Origin of the sequence: Actinomycetospora sp. CA-084318, from assembly GCF_050955885.1 — a bacterium.
Lineage (GTDB): Bacteria > Actinomycetota > Actinomycetes > Mycobacteriales > Pseudonocardiaceae > Actinomycetospora.
Genome location: NZ_CP192098.1, coordinates 4,178,364 through 4,198,814, shown reverse-complemented (window position 1 = coordinate 4,198,814; position 20,451 = coordinate 4,178,364). Strand labels below are relative to the sequence as shown.

Annotated in this window: 18 protein-coding genes; 13 read left to right on the top strand and 5 right to left on the bottom strand. The window is 71.5% G+C overall.

The window, feature by feature from the left end:
* Nucleotides 1-4 precede the first annotated feature (4 nt).
* Nucleotides 5-424, top strand: coding sequence for an NUDIX hydrolase (locus tag ACQPYX_RS20555; RefSeq protein ID WP_433799138.1), 420 nt, complete (start codon nucleotides 5-7; stop codon nucleotides 422-424).
* A 2,128-nt stretch (nucleotides 425-2,552) separates the two neighbouring features.
* Here ACQPYX_RS20555 and ACQPYX_RS20550 read toward each other — a convergent pair.
* Entirely contained in the window at nucleotides 2,553-3,290 is a 738-nt protein-coding gene (locus ACQPYX_RS20550; RefSeq protein WP_433799137.1) for an SDR family NAD(P)-dependent oxidoreductase, read from the bottom strand.
* 38 nt (nucleotides 3,291-3,328) lie between these two features.
* On the opposite strand from ACQPYX_RS20550, the gene ACQPYX_RS20545 reads away from it, so the two are divergent.
* Nucleotides 3,329-3,766: a VOC family protein gene (locus ACQPYX_RS20545; RefSeq protein WP_433799136.1), complete on the top strand. Its 438-nt coding sequence runs from the start codon at nucleotides 3,329-3,331 to the stop codon at nucleotides 3,764-3,766.
* Here ACQPYX_RS20545 and ACQPYX_RS20540 read toward each other — a convergent pair.
* Nucleotides 3,763-5,535, bottom strand: coding sequence for a DUF349 domain-containing protein (locus ACQPYX_RS20540; protein ID WP_433799135.1), 1,773 nt, complete (start codon nucleotides 5,533-5,535; stop codon nucleotides 3,763-3,765). The genes ACQPYX_RS20545 and ACQPYX_RS20540 overlap by 4 nt on opposite strands.
* A gap of 142 nt (nucleotides 5,536-5,677) precedes the next feature.
* Between ACQPYX_RS20540 and miaA the strand changes: the two genes are divergently transcribed.
* The 4 genes from miaA (at nucleotide 5,678) to ACQPYX_RS20520 (ending at nucleotide 10,028) form a co-directional block, all read left to right on the top strand.
* Complete coding sequence (gene miaA, locus ACQPYX_RS20535; protein ID WP_433799134.1) at nucleotides 5,678-6,592, top strand: tRNA (adenosine(37)-N6)-dimethylallyltransferase MiaA; 915 nt, start codon at nucleotides 5,678-5,680, stop codon at nucleotides 6,590-6,592.
* Between the two features lie 9 nt (nucleotides 6,593-6,601).
* Complete coding sequence (gene dapF, locus ACQPYX_RS20530; RefSeq protein ID WP_433799133.1) at nucleotides 6,602-7,444, top strand: diaminopimelate epimerase; 843 nt, start codon at nucleotides 6,602-6,604, stop codon at nucleotides 7,442-7,444.
* A 185-nt stretch (nucleotides 7,445-7,629) separates the two neighbouring features.
* Nucleotides 7,630-9,060, top strand: coding sequence for a GTPase HflX (hflX, locus tag ACQPYX_RS20525; protein WP_433803773.1), 1,431 nt, complete (start codon nucleotides 7,630-7,632; stop codon nucleotides 9,058-9,060).
* Between the two features lie 11 nt (nucleotides 9,061-9,071).
* Nucleotides 9,072-10,028, top strand: a complete 957-nt coding sequence (locus ACQPYX_RS20520; protein WP_433799132.1) for a hypothetical protein — start codon at nucleotides 9,072-9,074, stop codon at nucleotides 10,026-10,028.
* Here the strand turns inward: ACQPYX_RS20520 and lexA are convergent.
* Complete coding sequence (gene lexA / locus ACQPYX_RS20515) at nucleotides 10,025-10,807, bottom strand: transcriptional repressor LexA (RefSeq protein WP_433799131.1); 783 nt, start codon at nucleotides 10,805-10,807, stop codon at nucleotides 10,025-10,027. The genes ACQPYX_RS20520 and lexA overlap by 4 nt on opposite strands.
* 222 nt (nucleotides 10,808-11,029) lie before the next feature.
* Between lexA and ACQPYX_RS20510 the strand changes: the two genes are divergently transcribed.
* From ACQPYX_RS20510 to ACQPYX_RS20490, 5 genes are all read left to right on the top strand, one after another.
* Nucleotides 11,030-11,620: a hypothetical protein gene (locus tag ACQPYX_RS20510; RefSeq protein ID WP_433799130.1), complete on the top strand. Its 591-nt coding sequence runs from the start codon at nucleotides 11,030-11,032 to the stop codon at nucleotides 11,618-11,620.
* A gap of 391 nt (nucleotides 11,621-12,011) precedes the next feature.
* Nucleotides 12,012-12,530, top strand: a complete 519-nt coding sequence (gene nrdR / locus ACQPYX_RS20505; RefSeq protein ID WP_433799129.1) for a transcriptional regulator NrdR — start codon at nucleotides 12,012-12,014, stop codon at nucleotides 12,528-12,530.
* Nucleotides 12,531-12,592: 62 nt separating this feature from the next.
* Nucleotides 12,593-15,439 carry a vitamin B12-dependent ribonucleotide reductase gene (locus ACQPYX_RS20500; protein ID WP_433799128.1) on the top strand — a complete coding sequence of 949 codons (2,847 nt, stop codon included), beginning with the start codon at nucleotides 12,593-12,595 and terminating at the stop codon, nucleotides 15,437-15,439.
* 356 nt (nucleotides 15,440-15,795) lie between these two features.
* On the top strand, nucleotides 15,796-16,491 hold the full coding sequence (locus ACQPYX_RS20495; RefSeq protein WP_433799127.1) for a hypothetical protein: 696 nt from the start codon (nucleotides 15,796-15,798) through the stop codon (nucleotides 16,489-16,491).
* 202 nt (nucleotides 16,492-16,693) lie between these two features.
* Complete coding sequence (locus ACQPYX_RS20490) at nucleotides 16,694-18,247, top strand: hypothetical protein (RefSeq protein ID WP_433799126.1); 1,554 nt, start codon at nucleotides 16,694-16,696, stop codon at nucleotides 18,245-18,247.
* Between the two features lie 48 nt (nucleotides 18,248-18,295).
* Here the strand turns inward: ACQPYX_RS20490 and ACQPYX_RS20485 are convergent, their stop codons facing one another.
* Nucleotides 18,296-18,514 (bottom strand): hypothetical protein, encoded by a 219-nt coding sequence (locus tag ACQPYX_RS20485; protein WP_433799125.1) that lies wholly within the window; start codon nucleotides 18,512-18,514, stop codon nucleotides 18,296-18,298.
* Between the two features lie 363 nt (nucleotides 18,515-18,877).
* Here ACQPYX_RS20485 and ACQPYX_RS20480 point away from each other — a divergent pair, with 363 nt between their 5' ends.
* The gene (locus ACQPYX_RS20480) at nucleotides 18,878-19,906 is read left to right on the top strand and encodes a tyrosine-type recombinase/integrase (RefSeq protein WP_433799124.1); all 1,029 of its coding nucleotides are present in this window, start codon (nucleotides 18,878-18,880) and stop codon (nucleotides 19,904-19,906) included.
* Nucleotides 19,903-20,229 (top strand): helix-turn-helix domain-containing protein, encoded by a 327-nt coding sequence (locus tag ACQPYX_RS20475; protein ID WP_433799123.1) that lies wholly within the window; start codon nucleotides 19,903-19,905, stop codon nucleotides 20,227-20,229. The genes ACQPYX_RS20480 and ACQPYX_RS20475 overlap by 4 nt, the downstream gene beginning before the upstream one ends.
* Here the strand turns inward: ACQPYX_RS20475 and ACQPYX_RS20470 are convergent.
* A complete protein-coding gene (locus ACQPYX_RS20470) occupies nucleotides 20,217-20,411 on the bottom strand; it encodes a hypothetical protein (protein WP_433799122.1) in 195 nt (64 codons plus the stop codon). The two genes, ACQPYX_RS20475 and ACQPYX_RS20470, sit on opposite strands and share 13 nt — an antisense overlap.
* Nucleotides 20,412-20,451: the final 40 nt, after the last annotated feature.

The window sequence follows — 20,451 nt, the reverse complement described above, 5'->3', positions numbered from 1 at the left end:
GGCCGTGATCAGGCCGCTGGCGTTGGGCGTCGTGCGCCGGGGTGACGACCTCCTCCTGCTCGAGGGGCACGATGCCGTCCGCGGGCTGACCTTCTACCGGCCCCTCGGTGGCGGCATCGAGTTCGGGGAGCTGTCCGAGCAGGCGCTGCGCCGGGAGTTCCGCGAGGAGCTCGGGGTGGAGCTGACGGACGTCGCGCGCCTCGGGGTGCTCGAGAACATCTTCGAGTTCGAGGGCGTGCCGGGCCACGAGATCGCGGTGCTGTACTCGGCGTCGATCGCCGATCCGGCCTTCTACGAGCGCGCCGACCCGGGGCCGATCCTGGACGAGGGCACACCGGTGCGCTGGTTGCCGCTGCGCGACGTGGTCGCGGGCCGGGCGGTGCTGTACCCGACGGGTCTGCTCGAGCTGCTCCCTGTTCGGTAGGGCGGGTCGTCGTCGTCCTCGTCGGTGTGTGCGGGCGGGCTGGTGCGTCGGGCGGGGCGGCGGGCGAGGAGGTATTCGACGGTGGCGAGGGCGGCGGCGGTGATGCGGCCGTCGGGGGTGGGTCTGGGGGTGTAGTCCGCGGTGGTCGGCGCGGGCTCGTCGGTGGGTGGCTCGTGGTGGGTGGGGAGCGGGTCGGGCAGGGGTCGGACGACGCGGCTGCGAGTGCGGTGGACGGTGCCGGTGGGGTCGGTGATCTCGAAGTGGCCGGGGCGGGGTTGGTGGTAGGTCCAGCCGCGGCGGTGCTTGGCGGCGTGGTGGGCGGGGCAGAGGTTGGCCAGGACGTCGGCGTGGGTGCGGCCGCCGTGGTGCCAGTCGAGGGTGTGGTCGTGTTCGCAGCGGCGGGCGAGCACGGTGCAGCCGGGGGCGACGCAGACGGGGTCGCGGGCGTCGATCCAGCGGGCGAGGGCGGCGCGGGGCAGGCGGCGGTGGGCGTCGCGGGTGGTGGTGGCGGGGTGCTCGTCGGGTGGGGCGTCGCGGGAGCGGCGGTAGGCGGCGAGCAGGTCGGCCAGCCACGGGTCGCGTTCTGCCGTGTCGTGGAGGGTGTCGAGCAGGGCCTCGGGGGCGATGATCTCGACGGTGCGTCGGTGGTGTCGGGGGTCGCGGCGGGCGTCGGGTGGGGCGCGGTGGGCGAGCAGGTGGGTGAGTCGGCCGTGGTCGTCGTGGACCAGGACGTGCCAGCGGGCGGCGCCGAGGTCGGTGGCGCGGCGGCGGGCGATCTCGGGGAGGGTGCCGCCGAGGCCGGGGAGTTCGGCGGGTCGTTCGTCGTGTCCGAGCAGGGTCGACAGTCGCATCCGGAGCGCGACCGCGGTCGGGTGCGGGAGCACCTCGGGTGACGAGCCGGCGCCGGATCCGTCGCCTCGCTCGTGGCCGTCACTCCGGGCGCTGCCATCCGGGGCGTTGCCATCCGGGGCGCTGCCATCCGGGGCGCTGCTGAGGTCGTCGCGCAAACCCTCGTCCGGCCCGTCGTCAGGCCCGTCGTCAGGCCCTCCATCGGGTCCCTCGTCGAGGTCGACGGGACCGTCGCCAGGGCCGTCCGGACCGTCCGGCCCGTCGTCTGGTCCGTCGCCGTCGTCGTCGCCGTCGCCGTCGCCGGGACCGTCCGGGCCCTCCGGCCCGTCGTCGGGTCCATCGTCGGTCCGGTCGTCGGGGTCGTCGTCGTCCGATCCGTTGTCCGGGTCGCCGTGGGCGGGACCGGCTCCGCCGCATTCGGCGACGATCGCCTCGATCACCGCGGGATCGTCGAACCCGGCCAGGGTGCCGTCGAGCAACCGGGCGAAGATCCGCGCGCCGATGAACCCGACCCCCAGATCGACCCCGAGGAACGCCAACCGCCCCTGCGCCTCGACCGCCAGCGCATCGATGTGCGCCTTCGCGTCCTGCGCCAGATCCGGGCGCAGGTCATAGCCACACAGGTCCACCGCCCCCGACGGCGCGGTCCGCGTCGCCACCCGCGCCCGCGCCACCGCCGCCGCCAGCCGCCCCGCCGCCCACGCCGGGTCCAGGGCGCGGGCGACCTCGAGGATCCGTTCCCGCAACGCCTGATACGCCAGACCGGGCGCCTCGGGCAGCACGATCCGCACCACCTCGGCGACCTGCTCGTCCTCCAGCCCCTCGGTCGCGGAGTCGAAGATGTCGGCCTTGCGTTCCTCCAACACCCCCGCATACATCGCCTCCCCGAGGGCGGGCTGCGCGTCGAGCACGAAACACGCCAACCCGTAGCGCGCCGACGCCGTGACCGCCGACCACCCCAGGCTCGCCGCCGCCGCCTTCGGGGCGAACCCGTCATCGAGGACCCGACGACACTCGTCGGCCCGCGACCGGCAGGTCTGGCGCAGCGCATCCAGGAACACCACGTCGTCGTGGTTGCGCTGCCGGAACGCCGCCCGCATCCACGCCGCCACCTGCTGACCCGGCAGGCCCGCCACGTCAACCTCGGCCAACGCGGCCGCGAGCCCCGGACCAGCAGGGATCCCCACGAACGGGTCCCCTCCCGGAGCCTCGACACCCACCACCGCTGCCATGATTCGAACACTAGTACGAGGGTCCGACAACCACGGCCGGTTCGAGATCACCCGCCCTCCGGGTCCTGGCCATGTGCGGCGCGGCCGCCGTCGACCGGGAGGACAGCCCCCGAGACGAAGGACGACGCGTTGGAGATCAGGAAGGCGACGACGTCGGCCACCTCCGACCCGCGGCCGATGCGGCCGAGCGGCTGCAGGGCGGCGATCTGGCGGTCGAAGTCCTCCGGATCCGCCAGGCCGGCGCGGTGCGCGGCCGAGCGTTCGGTCTCCACGGACCCGAGGGCCACGGCGTTCACCCGGATCCCCTCCGGCCCGTGATCCACCGCAGCCGCCCGCACCAGGCCCTCGACCGCCGCCTTCGCGGTGGCGTACGGCAGCGCGCCGCGGACCGCGCGCTGTGCCTGGTGGCTCGAGACCGTGACGACCGAGCCGCCCCGGCCCGTCGTCCGGAAGTGGCGGACGGCGACCGAGGTCCCGACGACGGCCGGGGCGAGGTTCGCGTGGACGAGATCGAGGACCGGGCCCGGCCCGTCGAGAAGGGTCGCGTCGCGGAAGATCGCGGCGTTGTTGACCCACCCGACGAGTGGGGCGTGCCGCTCGGCGAGCGTCGCCGCCTCGCGCATGGCCTCCTCGTCGGCAGCATCCGCGGCGAGGGTGATCCCGTCGGACCACGCGAGCGCGTCCGCGTCCAGATCGACGGCGACGACGGTGTGGTCGACGGCGAGCCGCGCGGCGACCGCGCGCCCCACGCCACGGCCTGCTCCGGTGACGACGACGGAGGTCATGGATCGACGATGTCAGACCCCCCGGGCATGGTGGCGCCATGCTCGAGCATCCAGTCCTGCGTCAGACCGTCCTCGATGCCGTGGACGCACGCGGCATCGCGGAGTTCTACCGGCGGCTCCTCGGGCTGCGCTACCGGATCGGGGACGAGCCGCCGACGGACGGCGGCCCCGATCGACAGGCGCGGGACTGGCTCGCCCTGCGCGACGACCGCGGGATGCCGGTGCTGGCCGTCCAGCCCGTCGCGAGCCTCCCGCCCGTCGACTGGCCCGGCGGGCACCAGCGGGTGCACCTCGACCTGACGGTGCCGACCACCGAGGACCTGGAGCACCAGCACCGCCGCACCCTGGACCTGGGCGCGACGCTGCTGCTCGACCGGTCCGACGACGAGCACGAACCGCTCTACGTCTACGCCGACCCGGCCGGGCACCCGTTCTGCATCTTCGTCGCACCCGGCACGCCGGATGACGGCCACTAGCCCGTCGCGCGCTCCGCGGCGGCCAGCCACTCCCGCCACGTCGAGGCCTGCTGCTCGGCCTCCTTGGCGCGGCGCTCGTCCCCGGCGGCCCGGGCCTTCGCGGCCTGGGCCTCGTAGGCCTCCACCCGCTCCCGGAACTGCCCGACGCGGGCCTCCTTCTCCGGGTCGGTGCGCGACCAGCGCTTGTCGACGGCCGCGCGCACGCGGTCCTCGACCTCCTTGAGCCGGTTCTGGAACTCGCGCACCCGCTCGCGGGGCACCTTGCCGATCTCGTCCCACCGCTCCTGCAGCGAGCGCAGGGCGGCGCGGGCGGCGTCGGTGTCGGACAGGTCGATGGCGGCGCCCTCCTTGAGGAGCGCCTCCTTGGCCGTCGCGTTCTGCGTGAACTCGGCGTCGCGCGCGTCGAAGGTGGCCGACCGGCGGGAGAAGAAGTGGTCCTGCGCGCCGCGGAAGCGGGCCCAGAGAGCGTCGTCGGTGTCCTTCGACGTCCGCCCGGCCGCCTTCCACTCCGTCATGAGCTCCTTGTAGCGCCCGGCGGTCGCGCCCCAGTCCTCCGAGGCCTGGAGCGACTCGGCCTCGACGACGAGCTCCTCCTTGCGCGCCTTCGCGGTCGCCCGCGCCCGGTCGAGTTCGGCGAAGTGGGCTCCCCGACGGCGGGTGAAGGTCTCACGGGCCTTCGCGAAGCGCTTCCACAGCGCGTCGTCGGTCTTGCGGTCGATCCCGCGGATCGTCTTCCACTCCTCGAGCATCGCCGAGAAGCGGTCGCCCGCGTGCTTCCACCGCGTGGTCTCCTCGGCGAGCGTCTCCGCCTCGCCGATGAGCGCCTCCTTGCGTGCGACCGCCTGGTCGCGGGCACCCGCCTTGGCCGTCTTCTCGGCCTTCCCGGCCTGCTCCGCGGCGCTGATCACGGCGTCCAGCCGCACGACGAGGCCGGGGAGGTCCCCGACGACGGCCGCGACGTCGAGCCGCTCCCGCAGGACGGTGGCGCTGCGCAGCACGTTCGCCGCGTCCCCACGGCCGGAGTGCAGGCGTCGGACGAGGAGGTCTGCCTCGGTCCGCAGGTCGTCGAAGCGCCGCGCGTAGTGGGCCAGGCCCTCGACGGCGTCGCCCGCCTGCCAGGACCCGACGGCCCGCTCGCCCTCGGGAGCCACCGTGTAGACGGTGCCGTCGGCGTCGACGCGCCCCCACTGGGAGGGGTCGTCGGTCGCGGCCGGCACGGTCGGCAGCTCGGCGACCTCGGCCGCCGGAGCGGCGGGCGGCGGGGCGGCCGGCGTCACCGGGGTCGGCGCGGGGGCCTCCGGGGTCTCAGAGGTCTCAGAGGTCTCAGAGGTCTCAGAGGTCTCAGAGGTCTCGGGAGACTCGGGAGCGGTGGGCGGGGGACCGGGTGCCGGCACGACCGGTGCCGACTCCGCGGGCGCCTGCGACGCGTCGTCGGCTGCGGCGTCCGAGGCGGTCGCGTCGTCCGAGGCGGTCGCGTCGTCCGAGGCGGTCGCGTCGTCCGGCGCCACGGCAGCCGGGGACACCGACACCATCGCGTCCCCGGAGGTCGCCGGCACGGGCTCGTCGGACGCCACGGCCTGCGGAGCGGTGTCCGGTGCCGTCTCGGGGACCGACTCCGGGTCGTCCGCGGCCACCGCGGCGGGGGAGACCTGCACCTGCTCCGCCGTTCCGGGCTCGCTCGTCGTGGTCTCCTGCTCCGTCACGTCGTCCGTCGCCCCGCTCGTCCCCGGGACCGCGCCGGCCACCCCCGTGGCCTGCTCGTCGGCCATGCGCCGCACACCTCCCGCTCCGATCGTGCGGGCATTCAAACAGTAGACCCGGCGGTGCCGCACCCCCGACCTGCGACGACCCGCTCACGGGAGCCCGACCCGCCCGCTCCCCGACCCCCGCCCACGCGGGATCATGGCCTCGATGACCAGGCCGATCGCCCTCGTCGGGCCCACCGCCACGGGCAAGTCCGACCTGGCGCTGGAGCTGGCCGAGCGCCTGGACGGCGAGATCGTCAACACCGACGCCATGCAGCTCTACCGGGGCATGGACATCGGCACCGCGAAGCTCCCGGTCGCCGAGCGTCGCGGCGTCCCGCACCACCTGCTCGACGTCCTCGAGGTGACCGAGACCGCCTCCGTCGCCGCCTACCAGCGCGACGCGCGGGCGGCGGTCGACGCCATCCGCCGTCGGGAACGGACCCCCGTCGCGGTGGGCGGCTCGGGCCTCTACGTCCAGGCGCTCCTCGACGACCTCGCCTTCCCGGGGACCGACCCCGCCGTCCGGACGAGGCTCGAGCGCGAGCTCGCGGAGGTCGGCCCGGGCGTGCTGCACGGCCGGCTCGCCGCCGTCGACCCCGACGCGGCCTCGACCATCCTGCCGAGCAACGGCCGGCGGATCGTCCGGGCGCTGGAGGTCGTCGAGATCACCGGGCGGCCGTTCGCCGCGAGCCTCCCGCGGCCCGGTCGCCCGCGGCACGACACGCTGCTGGTCGGCCTCGACCGGGACACCGCGGAGCTCGACGCCCGCATCGGGACGCGGGTCGACGCGATGTTCGACGCCGGGCTGGTCGACGAGGTCCGCGCGCTCGAGGCGCGCGGACTGCGGGCGGGGGAGACGGCCTCGCGGGCGGTCGGCTACCGGGAACTGCTCGAGGTCCTTCCCGACGACGGCCCGGAGCAGCTCGCCGAGGCCCGGCGCCGGATCGTCGTCGCCACGCGTCGCCTCGTGCGCCGTCAGCGGTCCTGGTTCCGGCGCGACGACCGCGTGCGGTGGTTCGACGCGGCCTCGCCCACGCTCGTCGACGAGGTGGTCACCGTGCTGCGCGCGTCTTCGTAGGCTGGGGGCATGGAGTACGTCCTCGGCCACGGCACGGAGAACGACTTCGTGCTGCTGCCCGACCCCGACGGCCGCCTCGACCTCACCGCGCCCGCCGTCCGCGCCCTGTGCCACCGCCGGCGCGGACTCGGCGCGGACGGGGTCCTGCGGGTGGCGCCGTCCGAGGACCCCGGCGCGGCCTGGTTCATGGACTACCGCAACGCCGACGGCTCGATCGCCGAGATGTGCGGGAACGGCGTCCGCGTCTTCGCCCGCTACCTCGTCGAGGCGGGCCTGGCGTCCGGCACCGAGTTCGACGTCGCCACCCGGGCCGGGCTCCGGCACGTCCTGGTCCACGGCGACGAGGTCACCGTGGACATGGGGCCCGCGCGGGTCGGGGTCGAGTCGACCGCCGTCGTCGGATCGGGAACCACGTTCCCGGGGATCGCGGTCGACGTCGGCAACCCGCACCTGGCCTGTGTGACGACGGTCGACGTCGACGCACTCGACCTCACGGTCGCCCCGGGTCACGACCCGGCGCTCTTCCCGCACGGGGTGAACGTCGAGTTCCTCTCCCCGCTCACCGCCGACCTCGCCACCCGGCTGCGGGTCCACGAGCGCGGCTCCGGGGAGACCCGGTCCTGCGGGACGGGCACGGTCGCGGGCGCGGTGGCCGGGCTGCGGGCGGCCGGCCGGGACACCGGGACGGTCACGGTCACGACGCCGGGTGGGGTGCTGCGAGTGGGCGTGGACCCCTCGACGACGACGCTGAGCGGACCGGCCGTGCTCATCGCCCACGGAGAGGTCGAGCTCGGCGGGTCGGCCGACGCGCCGTACGCGTTCGCCCGCGTGGCGCAGGCGGCGCGCGCGTAGCAGCCGTCGATAAGACGTGGTGAGGCGCCCCGAGGCGTGGGACAGTGGATGCCAAGATGACTGAACCTGCACCCGCCCGTCCCGCCGCGTCCCCCGATCCCCGCCCGGTCGGGCGTCCGATCCGCCTCGACGACGTCGACGTCCCCGACGTCCCCGACGAGCCGACCGACGTCACCACCGGGTCGATGGAGCTCGAGGAGCGGAGCTCGCTCCGCCGGGTCCCCGGCCTCACCGGCGCGTCCACCGAGCTCCAGGACGTCACCGAGGTCGAGTATCGGCAGCTGCGCCTCGAGCGCGTCGTACTCGTCGGCGTCTGGACGAGCGGCACCGCTGCGGCGGCCGACGCCTCCATGGTCGAGCTCGCGCGGCTCGCCGAAACGGCCGGCTCGGAGGTCCTCGACGGCCTGGTCCAGCGGCGGTCCTCGCCCGACCCGGCGACGTTCGTGGGTTCCGGCAAGGTCGCGGAGCTGCGCGAGACCGTGCAGTCGACCGGCGCGGACACCGTGATCGCGGACGGCGAGCTCTCGCCCGGCCAGCTGCGCCAGCTCGAGGAGAAGCTCAAGGTCAAGGTGGTCGACCGGACCGCGCTGATCCTCGACATCTTCGCCCAGCACGCCCGCTCGCGGGAGGGCAAGGCCCAGGTCGAGCTGGCCCAGCTGCGCTACTTCCTGCCCCGGCTGCGCGGCTGGGGCGAGTCCATGTCGCGTCAGGGCGGTGGGGCGGGCGGTGGCGCCGGCGGCGGCGTCGGCACCCGCGGCCCCGGTGAGACCAAGCTCGAGACCGACCGGCGGCGCATCCACCAGCGGATCGCGAAGCTGCGCCGCGAGCTCGAGGGCATGAAGACCGTCCGCGACACCCAGCGCGGCCGCCGCCGTCGTCGGGACGTTCCCGCCGTGGCGATCGCCGGCTACACCAACGCGGGCAAGTCCTCGCTGCTCAACGCCATCACCGACGCCGGGGTGCTGGTCGAGGACGCGCTGTTCGCGACCCTCGACCCGACCACCCGCCGGTGGGAGACGGCCGACGGGCGGGTCGCGACCCTCACCGACACCGTGGGCTTCGTGCGGCACCTGCCGCACCAGCTCGTGGAGGCGTTCCGCTCGACGCTCGAGGAGGTCGGCGACGCCGACCTGATCGTGCACGTCGTCGACGGCTCCGACCCGTCGGCGCTGGAGCAGATCGCGGCGGTCCGCGAGGTGATCGCCGAGATCGGGCACGATCCCGACGAGCCGCGCCCGCCGTCGCGCGGTGACGACCCGCAGAAGGCCCTCCCCACGCCGCCCGAGCTGCTCGTGGTCAACAAGGTCGACGACGCCGACCCGATGGCCCTCGCGCAGCTCCGCGCGACCCTGTCCGGCGCGGTCTTCGTCTCCGCCCGGACCGGCGAGGGCATCGACCTGCTCCGCCGGAGGATCGCCGAGGCCCTGCCGCGGCCGGAGGTCGAGGTGGAGGTCGTGCTGCCCTACACCGAGGGCGCGCTCGTGGCCCGGGTGCACGCCGAGGGCGAGGTGCTGAGCGAGCGTCACGTCGCCGAAGGCACCGTGCTGCACGCGCGGGTGTCCTCCGAACTGGCCGCCGCGGTGACCGAGGCGGCCGTCCCGGTGCCGGTCTCCTGATCGTCGGGCTCGTGCTGGCGGCCGGCCTGGTCGCCTCGGCCCCGACCGACTGCGCGCTGACCGACACGCGGCTCGCGGAGGTGTCGGGGCTGGCCGTCACCCCGGCCGGGCCCGTCGTCGTGAACGACAGCGGGAACGCGACCGTGCTGTACACGCTGCGCCCCGACTGCTCGGTGGCCACGGCCCGACCCGTGGGCGTGCGGGGCCGCGACGTGGAGGACCTCGCGCGGGACGCGGACGGCACCCTGTGGCTCGCCGACGTGGGCGACAACGACCGCGAGCGGTCCACGGTGGCGCTGATCCGGGTCCCGGCCACGGGGTCGGGCACGGTGGTACGCCTGGCCTACCCGGACGGGGCGCACGACGCCGAGGCCCTGCTGCTACCGGCGGACGGGCGGCCCGTCGTCGTCACGAAGGAGGGCGGCGGGTTCGGCCGGATCTACACGACCGACCGGCCCCTGCCCGACGCGGCGGCGCAACCGGTGCCGCTGCGGGCCGCGGGGGAGCTGCGGCTGCCCTCGTCGACCACGGAGGGCGGGCCGGCGAGCTTCCTCGGGCGCGGCCTGATCACGGGCGGGGCGCTCTCCGACGACGGTCGCACCGCGGCCCTGCGCACCTACACCGACGCGTGGCTGTTCCCGGTGGCTGGTCCGACCGCCGACGACGTCGTGGCGGGGCTGCGGGAGACGCCGACCCAGGTGCCGCTGCCGGGGGAGCCGCAGGGCGAGGCCCTCGCGTTCACGGCCGACGGCGCCCTGCTCTCGGCGGGGGAGTCGTCCGGCGGGCGGACGGCACGGCTGACCGAGGTCGCGGTGCCGCCGCGGGCCTCCACCGCTCCGTCGACGCCGGCCGCAGCCGGTCCACCGGACACCGACCGCCGCGGGACGGTGATCGCGGCCGTCGCGCTCGGGGTGTTCGTCGTAGCGGGGGCCGGGGTGCTCCTGGCGCGCCGCCGCCGCCGCCGCTAGAGCCGGCGCAGGACCGCGGTGACCTTGCCCAGCACCGTCGCCTCGTCGCCGGGGATCGGCTCGTAGGCCTCGTTCGCGGGGAGCAGCCAGACGTGGCCGTCCTTGCGCTTGTAGGTCTTCACGGTGGCCTCGTTGTCGAGCATCGCGGCCACGATCTCGCCGTTCTCGGCGTTCGGCTGCTGGCGCACGACGACCCAGTCCCCGTCGGTGATGGCCGCCTCGACCATCGAGTCGCCCACGACCTTGAGCAGGAACAGCGACCCCTCGCCGACGAGCTCCTTGGGTAGCGGGAAGACGTCCTCCACGGCCTGCTCGGCGAGGATCGGTCCACCGGCGGCGATGCGGCCCACCACCGGCACGTAGGACGGCGTCGGCCGGTCGGCGCGCACGCCCTCGGTCTCGGAGCCGCCGCCGAGCTCGGGGTCGAGCTCCTCGGGCATGAACACCTCGAGCGCCCGGGGCCGGCTCGCGTTGCGGCGCAGGACCCCCTTCTTCTCCAGCACCTTCATCTGGTGCGCCACCGACGACGTCGAGGTCAGACCGGCCGCGTCGCCGATCTCCCGGACGCTCGGGGGGTAGCCGACCCGGTCCATGTAGTCGCGGATGACCTCGAGGACCTTGCGCTGCCGCGGGGTGAGCGCGGGCGTGCCGGAGGCCGAGGGCTCGGGTTCCCGGTCGGGGAAGGCGTGCACCTCGGCGGTGACGGCCGTGGCGATCCCGGCCGCCTCGCCGTCGGCGGCCGGCGGGTCGGGCGTGCCGTCGCGTCCGCGTCCGGTCATGGCGTCCTCCTCGGTCGAAGTCGTGAGCCCGGCGGCGCGTCGGCCGTGGTCGGTCGGCGGTGACGCTGCGTGCTCCCGCCCGTGAAGGTAGCGCCGAGCGCGCGACGGATCAAACACGTGTTCGAAGGACACGCCGGTCGGTCCTTCGACGTTGTCGGGGGTCGGTGCTAGACATCGCACAGGCGTTCGATCGAACGTCTGTGCGAGGGAAGAAGGTGCCCGATGAGCTCTCCGACTCCGGTGCGGCCGCGGACCGCGGCCGCCGGGCCCGACGCGGCGTCCGAGCAGGTCACCCGGGGTGTCGACGCCGGGTGGACCGGCCGATTCGGCCCGCGGGTGCGTCCCGCGGTCCGGGTCGTCCCCGGGTCGCCGGCCCGGCCCGCACCCCGCCGGGACAGCACCCGTCCCGCCGGCCGGCCGGCGGCGCTGGTGGTCCCGCCCGCGGCGCCCGTGCCGTCCGTCGAGCGGGTGAATTGCAGCAATGTGATTCATGTCGCTCCGCCGGCGGTCGCCGTCGTGCGCCGGCGCCGTGCGGTGGCCGCGGTCGTGCTCGCCGTCCTGCTCGTGGGGCTGGTCGCCGTCGCGGTGCGCCTCGCGGGCGCGACCGCCGGTCCGGCGGAGCCGTCCGGCCCCGTGCCGACGGGCACCGCGGTCACCGTCGTGGCGCCCGGGGAGACCCTGCTCGACGTGGCGGCCCGGGTCGCCCCGGAGTCCGAGCGGTCCGCGGTCGTCGACCGGATCCGCGAGACGAACCACCTCTCCTCGTCGCTCGTCACTCCCGGTCGTCCCCTCGTCGTCCCCGCGGCGTCCTGAGCCGCCGTGGGGGTGGTGTCGCCGCGTCACCCACGCGTGCGCTCACCGGCACCACACACGCCCGTCGGGCGCCCGATGTCGCCGCTCGTCGAGGGCGTGCCCGGACCGGGGGATCCGAGTTGCACCGCTTCCTCGGGTGTCGCTAGCGTCCCGCCCCAACATCTTGTGGTTACATCGGTGTAGTTAGTCCACAGGTTGTGTGTGCAGGTGAAGCGTTGTCCACAGGGTCCCGCACAGGATCCGGCCCTCGCTCCACCGAGGTCGGTGGTCCGTCCACCGGCGACGCACCCGGATCCACACCCGGGGGCGTCCTGGTCCACAGCGGTGTCCCCAGGTGGTGCCCGGGGAGGCCGTTCATCCACAGGTCCGGCCGGCGAGGAAGGAGAACCGGGTGCGCTGCCCGTTCTGCCGCAACGACGACTCCCGGGTCGTCGACTCGCGCGAGGCCGACGAGGGCCAGGCGATCCGTCGCCGCCGCTCCTGCACCGCGTGCGGGAAGCGGTTCACCACCGTCGAGGAGGCCGTGCTCGCGGTGGTCAAGCGCAGTGGGGTCACCGAGCCGTTCAGCCGCGACAAGGTCGTGCGCGGGGTGGCCCGGGCCTGTCAGGGCCGTCCGGTCGATCCGGACGCGCTGGCGCTCCTGGCGCACAGGGTGGAGGAGACGGTGCGGGCGTCGGGCACGGCCGAGGTGCCGAGCCACGAGGTCGGGATGGCGATCCTGGGACCGCTGCGGGAGCTGGACGCCGTGGCCTACCTCCGGTTCGCCAGCGTCTACCGGAACTTCTCCTGCGTGGCCGACTTCGAGGCCGAGATCGCGGACCTCCGGGAACGGACGACGGAGCACGTCGCCGGTGAGCACGACGCAGTAGTTGACGAGGACGACGGCCGGTTGACCGGCGCCGGTCGTTGAAGGTCGGGGACACGAGCACCGGAACGTGGGGAAGCGTCCCCGGTGCAGGAGGCGAGGAACGGATGACGGAGACCGTCGGGTCCGACACGAGCACGAACGGTTCGACGCCCGAGGGCGCGGCCGGTCGGGGCCTGTCGATCACGCGCGTGCACACCACCGAGGGGGTCCACCCGTACGACGGGGTGGAGTGGGAGCGTCGCGACGTCGTCATGACCAACTGGCGCGACGGCTCGATCAACTTCGAGCAGCGCGGTGTCGAGTTCCCCTCGACGTGGTCGGTGAACGCGACGAACATCGTCACGAGCAAGTACTTCCGGGGCGCGGTGGGCACGCCGCAGCGGGAGTCCAGCCTGCGCCAGCTGATCGACCGCGTGGTCCGCAGCTACACCGAGGCCGGCCGCACGCACGGGTACTTCGCGACGCCGGCCGACGCGGAGATCTTCTCCGACGAGCTGACCTGGATGCTGCTGCACCAGTACTTCAGCTTCAACTCGCCGGTCTGGTTCAACGTCGGGACGGCGTCGCCGCAGCAGGTCAGCGCCTGCTTCATCCTCTCCGTGGACGACACCATGGAGTCGATCCTCAACTGGTACCGCGAGGAGGGGCTGATCTTCAAGGGCGGCTCCGGCGCCGGCCTGAACCTCTCGCGCATCCGCTCCTCGAAGGAGCTGCTCTCCTCCGGTGGCACGGCCTCCGGCCCGGTGTCGTTCATGCGCGGCGCGGACGCGTCCGCCGGGACCATCAAGTCCGGCGGCGCCACGCGGCGGGCCGCGAAGATGGTGGTCCTCGACGTCGACCACCCCGACATCGCGGAGTTCGTCGAGACCAAGCGCGCCGAGGAGAAGAAGATCCGCGTCCTGCGCGACGCGGGCTTCGACATGGACCTCGGCGGCGCCGACATCGCCTCCGTGCAGTACCAGAACGCGAACAACTCGGTCCGGGTCACCGACGAGTTCATGCGCGCCGTGCAGTCCGGCGGGCAGTTCGGCCTGCGGGCGCGGATGACCGGTGAGGTCATCGAGTCCGTCGACGCCAAGGGCCTGTTCCGGCAGATGGCCGAGGCGGCGTGGGAGTGCGCCGACCCGGGCCTGCAGTACGACGACACGATCAACGACTGGCACACCTCGCCCGAGTCCGGCCGGATCACCGCGTCGAACCCGTGCTCGGAGTACCTGCACCTGGACAACTCGAGCTGCAACCTCGCGTCGCTGAACCTCATGAAGTTCCTGGGCGACGACGGCCGCTTCGACGTCGAGGGCTTCACGCGCTCGGTCGAGCTCGTCATCACCGCGATGGACATCTCGATCTGCTTCGCGGACTTCCCGACGCCGGAGATCGGCGAGACCACGCGCGCCTTCCGGCAGCTGGGCATCGGCTACGCCAACCTGGGCGCCCTGCTCATGGCGACCGGCCACGCCTACGACTCGGCCGGGGGCCAGGCGCTCGCCGCCGCCATCACCTCGCTGATGACCGGCACCGCCTACCGTCGCTCGGCCGAGCTGGCCGGGGCGGTCGCGCCGTACGACGGCTTCGCCCGCAACGCCGACGCGCACCGCCGCGTGATGCGCAAGCACGCCGCGGCGAACGACGCGATCCGCACGCTGCACCGCGAGGACGCCCGCGTCCGCGACGCCGCCACGAAGCAGTGGCAGGACGGTCTCGAGATCGGCGCCCGCAACGGCTGGCGCAACGCGCAGGCCAGCGTGCTCGCCCCCACGGGGACGATCGGCTTCATGATGGACTGCGACACCACGGGGGTGGAGCCGGACTTCTCGCTGGTCAAGTTCAAGAAGCTGGTCGGCGGCGGCTCGATGCAGATCGTCAACCAGACCGTGCCCCGCGCGCTCGCGGCGCTCGGCTACCAGGGCGAGCAGATCGAGGCGATCGTCGAGTTCATCGCCGAGCACGGCCACGTGGTCGACGCCCCGGGGCTGCGCCCGGAGCACTACGAGGTCTTCGACTGCGCCATGGGCGAGCGGGCCATCGCGCCGATGGGCCACGTGCGGATGATGGCGGCGGTCCAGCCGTTCATCTCCGGCGCCATCTCCAAGACGGTGAACATGCCCGAGCGGGCCACCGTCGAGGAGGTCGAGGAGATCTACTTCGAGTCCTGGAAGATGGGGCTCAAGGCGCTCGCGATCTACCGCGACAACTGCAAGGTCGGCCAGCCGCTGTCCACCGGCAAGGCGAGCGGGTCCACCGCCGAGTCGAGCACCGGCGCCGAGGTCGCGACCGCCGACCACCGCCCGGTGCGCAAGCGCCTGCCGAAGAAGCGTCCGAGCGAGACGGTGTCGTTCGCGGTCGCCGGCGCCGAGGGCTACATGACGGCGGGCTCCTACCCCGACGACGGCCTCGGCGAGATCTTCGTCAAGATGTCGAAGCAGGGCTCGACCCTCGCCGGTGTCATGGACGCGTTCTCGATGGCGATCTCCATCGCGCTGCAGTACGGGGTGCCGCTGGAGACCTACGTGTCGAAGTTCGTGAACATGCGCTTCGAGCCGGCGGGCATGACCGACGACCCCGACGTGCGGATGGCGACGAGCATCGTCGACTACCTGTTCCGTCGAATCGCGCTCGACCACCTGCCCTACGAGAAGCGGGCCCAGCTCGGCATCTTCTCGGCGGACGAGCGGACCGCCCAGGTCGCGAACGACTACGGGCAGGCCCCGGCCGCCCCGGTCGAGGTGGTGGAGGAGCTCCGGACGACCGTCGACGCGGCGGACGAGCCGGCTCCCGCGGCGGGTGCCCGCAAGGCCGACATCTCGGTCGGCAGCTCCACCGAGCTGCTCGAGCTGCAGCAGGGCAAGGCGGCCGACGCGCCGCTGTGCCTGACCTGCGGGACGAAGATGCGGCCGGCCGGCTCCTGCTACGTCTGCGAGGGCTGCGGCTCCACCAGCGGCTGCAGCTGAAACTAGGCGCTGTTGCATCGTCTGCAACGAGACCCGGGAGGGGTGCTACATCCCTCCCGGGTCTTGTCGTGTCTATGGGCTCTGGACGATGTCGGCTCGTCCAGTGGGTGCGGGTAGCTTGAGAAGAGTGACCTACCTCACGCGATGACCTGCGCCGGGTTCCCGGGGGCAGGCAACTAACGGTTTGGACATAGATCGCCTGCGGATCGGCCTAGTGCCCACCGCCCGGCCTTGCTTCTTACATCTTCAGCGCGGCGCTCCTCCCACCCATGCCCGCGCGGCCCGGTCCAACGTCCTTGTCCACCCTCTCCTCCGGAGGGAATTTCGTGCCCGGTCAAGCAGAGGCAGCGTCAGAGTTGCCCAACGACAAGCTGCCCTCCCCTGACGCCGTCGTCGTGAAGAGGGTCTTGCAGGCGCCTCGCGGCGGTAGGGTCCGCAGGGACTTTGCCGAGACTCTGCGCGAGACTGGCGTCGGCCGCCTTCTGCCGATGGCCCGTGGGGGCCAGCTGTTCACGCAGCTCCGCGAGATGAACATCGGGTTGTCCCGACCGCCCCGGTCCTTCTACTCAGAGGACGCTGAGCACCTCGTTCATGAGGCTGTCTACAAAGAGGCCAAAGCCTTCATGGACTTCAAACTCGCTCGCTGGGACCCCGAGCGAGGACTGAGTCTCGAGAATTTTTTCGTCCGCGGCTGCCTGCTGCGGTTCGTGAACCTCTACAGGAAGTATCTGAAAGAAGAAGGATACGACGCCAGGAACGAGGTGACGGTTACGACGCTGTCTGACGACGACCTCACGTACCTCCTCGAGGCCAGGACCGAATGGGGAGGTGGGCGGCCCGCGCCGTCCCCGGAGACGGTCGCGGAGAACGGCGACCTTCTCCGAAGAGCCGTCCCATCGGGGACCGACTCAACCAACAGAGAGATCTTGTTCGAACGCGCTGTGATGGAGCTGCCGTGGAAGGAGATCGCTGAGGCGCACGGCCTATCCGTAGAGGCGGCCGACGCACGGTATCGACGCCTGCAGCGCAGGGACGGAGACGAGGCACAGTGATCACTACAGTAATGACGAGCCCAGCCCGGCGAAGGCGGCGGGACCCCGCCCGACTTCGCGGCATGCTCATCTGCCTTGACCGCCAGGGCAGCGAGACCGACGATGCAGCAAGACAAGAGCGTGCTCCTCGCGGCGACGCCGACGGGCACAGTACAAGCCCTCTGAGACCGCGTCGGCGACCGACAAATAGGGGTGAATAACGGTGGCAGCTCGCTATAGCGACAACGACGTCGCAGTCTCCGATGACACCCGCTTCGACCACGACGAGTCTGATGACGATGACGCTGTGTCGTTCGCCAAAGACCTAGCAAGCAGTTCCTTTGGCACGCCCGAGATCCAGGACGTCCGCCGGCTTGGCCGCAGCGCCATTGCCGCCTACGGACCTCCACCAGACTTTGAGTCAGAGCAACTTGTCGCGGCACACGATGACGAGCGGCCAGAGTTGGCCGTGGAGCACGAAGCAGCTGATGGCCTGGAGCACGACGGCCGTACCTTCGAGGCTGAGATGCGCTATCGGCGCCTCGCCGCGAACTATGGCTTCTCACCCGACCGACTCGCACCAATGCTAGAGGCAAAGCAGCGGTTCGCCGAGTCTTGGAATTGGTACATCGCGGCTGCAATGCACGGCGATACCAATTCTCTCTTCAGGCTCGCTCTGGCTTGCGACCTACGAGGGCATTACGGATGGGCGCAGAAGCTACTGCGCCGAGCAGTCTCCAGCTTGCGGAAGGGCATCTTCGAGAGCCTCCGCGAGGTGCTCGACAGCATCTCCACCGAGTCGCGACCGATGGCAATCGCCGAATACTTGACCGATTATGCGTGGAAGGAGCGAGATGCAAACGTCACTTATGCTCTTGGCACTCTTCTGTCAGTTGGTGCTGGTCGCCCTGACCTTGGGCGGCTTATCTACTCATGCGCCTTGGCGAAGGGGCACCCTCTTGCCGCGCTCTCCCTTGTGGACCTCGTTCCCAGTGACAGCTTCAAGAAGCGGCACGCTCTGGACCACCTAGACGTCCTGGAATTCGACAGCGGTCTCTTTGAGATTTCTCAGGTCGAGGACTTCGCAGTACGGTGGAACTCAGTTCAAGTTGCGATCAATACCTTCACGAAGCATCTCGACTACCCGGGACAGGGAGGAGTAATTCGGAAGCTGCCAGATGGCAGCACCGACTACCTCTTCTCCGCCGAAGTTCAGAGGGTCGTCAATGTTGCTCAGCAGGTTGCGATCCTGCGGGGGTACGCCGCAATGCCCTGCGACTATCGGTCTTTGCGCACTATTCGCAAGACCGCCCACAAGATCGCCTGGCGCACCCGTGAGAACGTTGTTGCGCGTCGCGACATCCACGATCTCCTGGTCTTCGTCGCTTACGCCTCTCAGCAGGCGCAGGTAGAGTTCGCGCTGTCGAAACGACCCAAGGGGCGACGGGTCGCGCTTCGCGCTCCAGCGGGTTGGTCGGATATCAATAAGTTCGACCGCTTGATCCCGTGTTCAGGTTTGGTGCACAGGTTTCAGCACAGTCTGCAACAGGACTTAAACGAGTGCGAACAGAGTGTGCTGATTCTACGTCTCTCTGGCCTCAGCGTCGGAGACGTCAGTCGAGTTCTCGGTTACGGAGGAGATGTTGTGCGTGAGTACGAGAGGCAGGCGACTCTGAAGCTCGTAGCAGCGCAGAACTCGCCCAATTACGACTCGGGGGATTGCCCAGGTTTCCGTCCGGTCGGCCGGAACCCCGAGCAAAGGGACCCTGTGGGATAACCGGCTAGAGCCGTGGTGGCGGGTGTTACCGGCACCCGCCACCACGGACTAGTCGACGAAGCGGTCGAGGAAGTACACCGTCGCCGCCGCGGCGCCCACACCCTCGAGCACGGCCGCGGCGACGCCATGGCCGGCCGCCCATCCGAGTCCGCCTGCGCCTAACCCCACGAGGACCGCGCAGATGCCGATGACCGCGCTCCTCACGGACACCTTCAGCTTCCCGGCGTCTTCGTCGTCCTTCTTCGGGCTCTTTGACTTCTTGGCCACGCGCCACACCTCCATGCTCTCGGAAACGCGCACCAGCCATTAGTGGAAGGACGACCCGATAGCCGACGGAGATAAAACATCGTCACATTGACGACGGAATTAAGGATGAGCAGGACTACTAGTTCACGCCGGTGCACGATCCGACTGCTGCTCGGCGCTTCGATCGCTCATCTCCAGGACCTGGAACGTTGATCATTGAACTAGAGGTCCGGAGTGCCCTCGCTGGTCGTCCTACCACCCCAGCCGCAAGCAATGCATCGATGTTGTGTTAGATGCAACTTCGTGGATCAAGGTGCAGCGCTGCCCGGGGCGGCGCGCTCGGTGCTGGTGTCGGGGGTCCGACACCTCGACCCAGCGCCGGCGGTGTTCGAGGCGATGTTGGAGGGCTGGGCGCGTCAGCAGCGGGCACGGTTTCTGCGCGCCGACGCGACGATCAAGCCTCGGGTCGAGGTGGTGCGTCGCTTCGCCCGGTTCTCTAATCAGTACCCCTGGCAGTGGACGCCAGGTGAGCTCGAGGCCTTCATGACCTCCATGTCGATCGCCGTGTCGACGGCTCGGAGCTACCAGAACGCGCTGCGGCTCTTCTGCGACTACGTCACCGACGCCCGCTACGGCTGGCCGGCCGAGTGCCTGCAGCGATTCGGGGATGCACCCCAGCAGGTGCTTCACGAGTGGAACTCGGTGACCCACAACGTCGAGTTCGAGGGCCGCACCTCGCGGCGACCTCTGAGCTACGACGAGGTCCAGGCCCTCTTCGATGCTGCCGACGGCCGCGTCGAGGAGATCCGCGAACGCCGACGCAAGGGCTCTGCCGCTGCGCAACGGGACGCGGTGCTACTCAAGACCATCTACGCATTCGGGCTGCGGCGCCAGGAGGCTCGGGGCCTCGACCTCGTCGACCTGCGCAGCAACCCGAAGGTGGAGGCCTTCGGCCGCGTCGGGGCTCTGTTCGTCCGACACGGCAAGTCCTCACGCGGCAGCGCCGCGAAGCGTCGCACCGTGCTGACAGTTCCCGAGTTCGACTGGATCGTCGAGCTGCTCGAGCAGTACCTCACCGAGGTCCGCCCGATCCTCATGCCGGGAGAACACCCGGCGTTCTGGGTGACCGAACGCCGCGGTCGGATGTCCCTGCGCGCGGTCAACGAGGCGTTCGAGCGCGCCCGCGCTGCGGCCAACATCGACCCCGAGCTCGACCTGCACTCCTTGAGGCACTCATACGTGACGCACCTCGTCGAGTTCGACTATCCCGAACGCTTCGTGCAGGAGCAGGTCGGCCACTCCTTCGCCAGTACCACCGCGATCTACACCGGAGTCTCCGACGATTATCGCAATCGGCTGCTCCAGCGATCGCTGAACACACCCAACGACGACCTCTGGGAGCCCGACGAATGATCAAGAAGATGGGCGTCCAGTGGCACCTCCGTCGACGCATGGCCGAGCACGAGCTATACCAGACCTCAGACTTGGTGCCCCTCCTTGCCGAACGAGGCATCGAGCTCTCCCGCGAGCAGGTCTACCGACTGGTCACCCAGCCCCCTCAGCGACTGTCCATGGACACCCTCGCTGCCCTCTGCGACATCCTCGGCTGCAGCCCTAACGACCTCATCGAGGTCACCACCGTCAACAAGACCGTCCGCAAGACCGGCACCGACGCGGCACCGCGTTCCGCTCCCGAGGTCCGGCGCACCACGATCCGCCGCCCTCACCAGTCGTGAGCTCCCCGCAGACCCAAGCTGGTCGCGCCCGAGAACTCGCGCAGCGGCGCCGGGCAACCATCCGCGCAGCGGTGCAATCGTCCGTCGAGCTCGACGACGACGGTCTGGATAGGGCTCTCGGCGTCGCACAGGCCAGTGGAGGCCGAGCATTCCGCGAGCTGGCCGAGCACCTGGAGGCCCACCCGGACGCCCTCCGCTCCGGGGCTCCAGACGGGCCCCGAT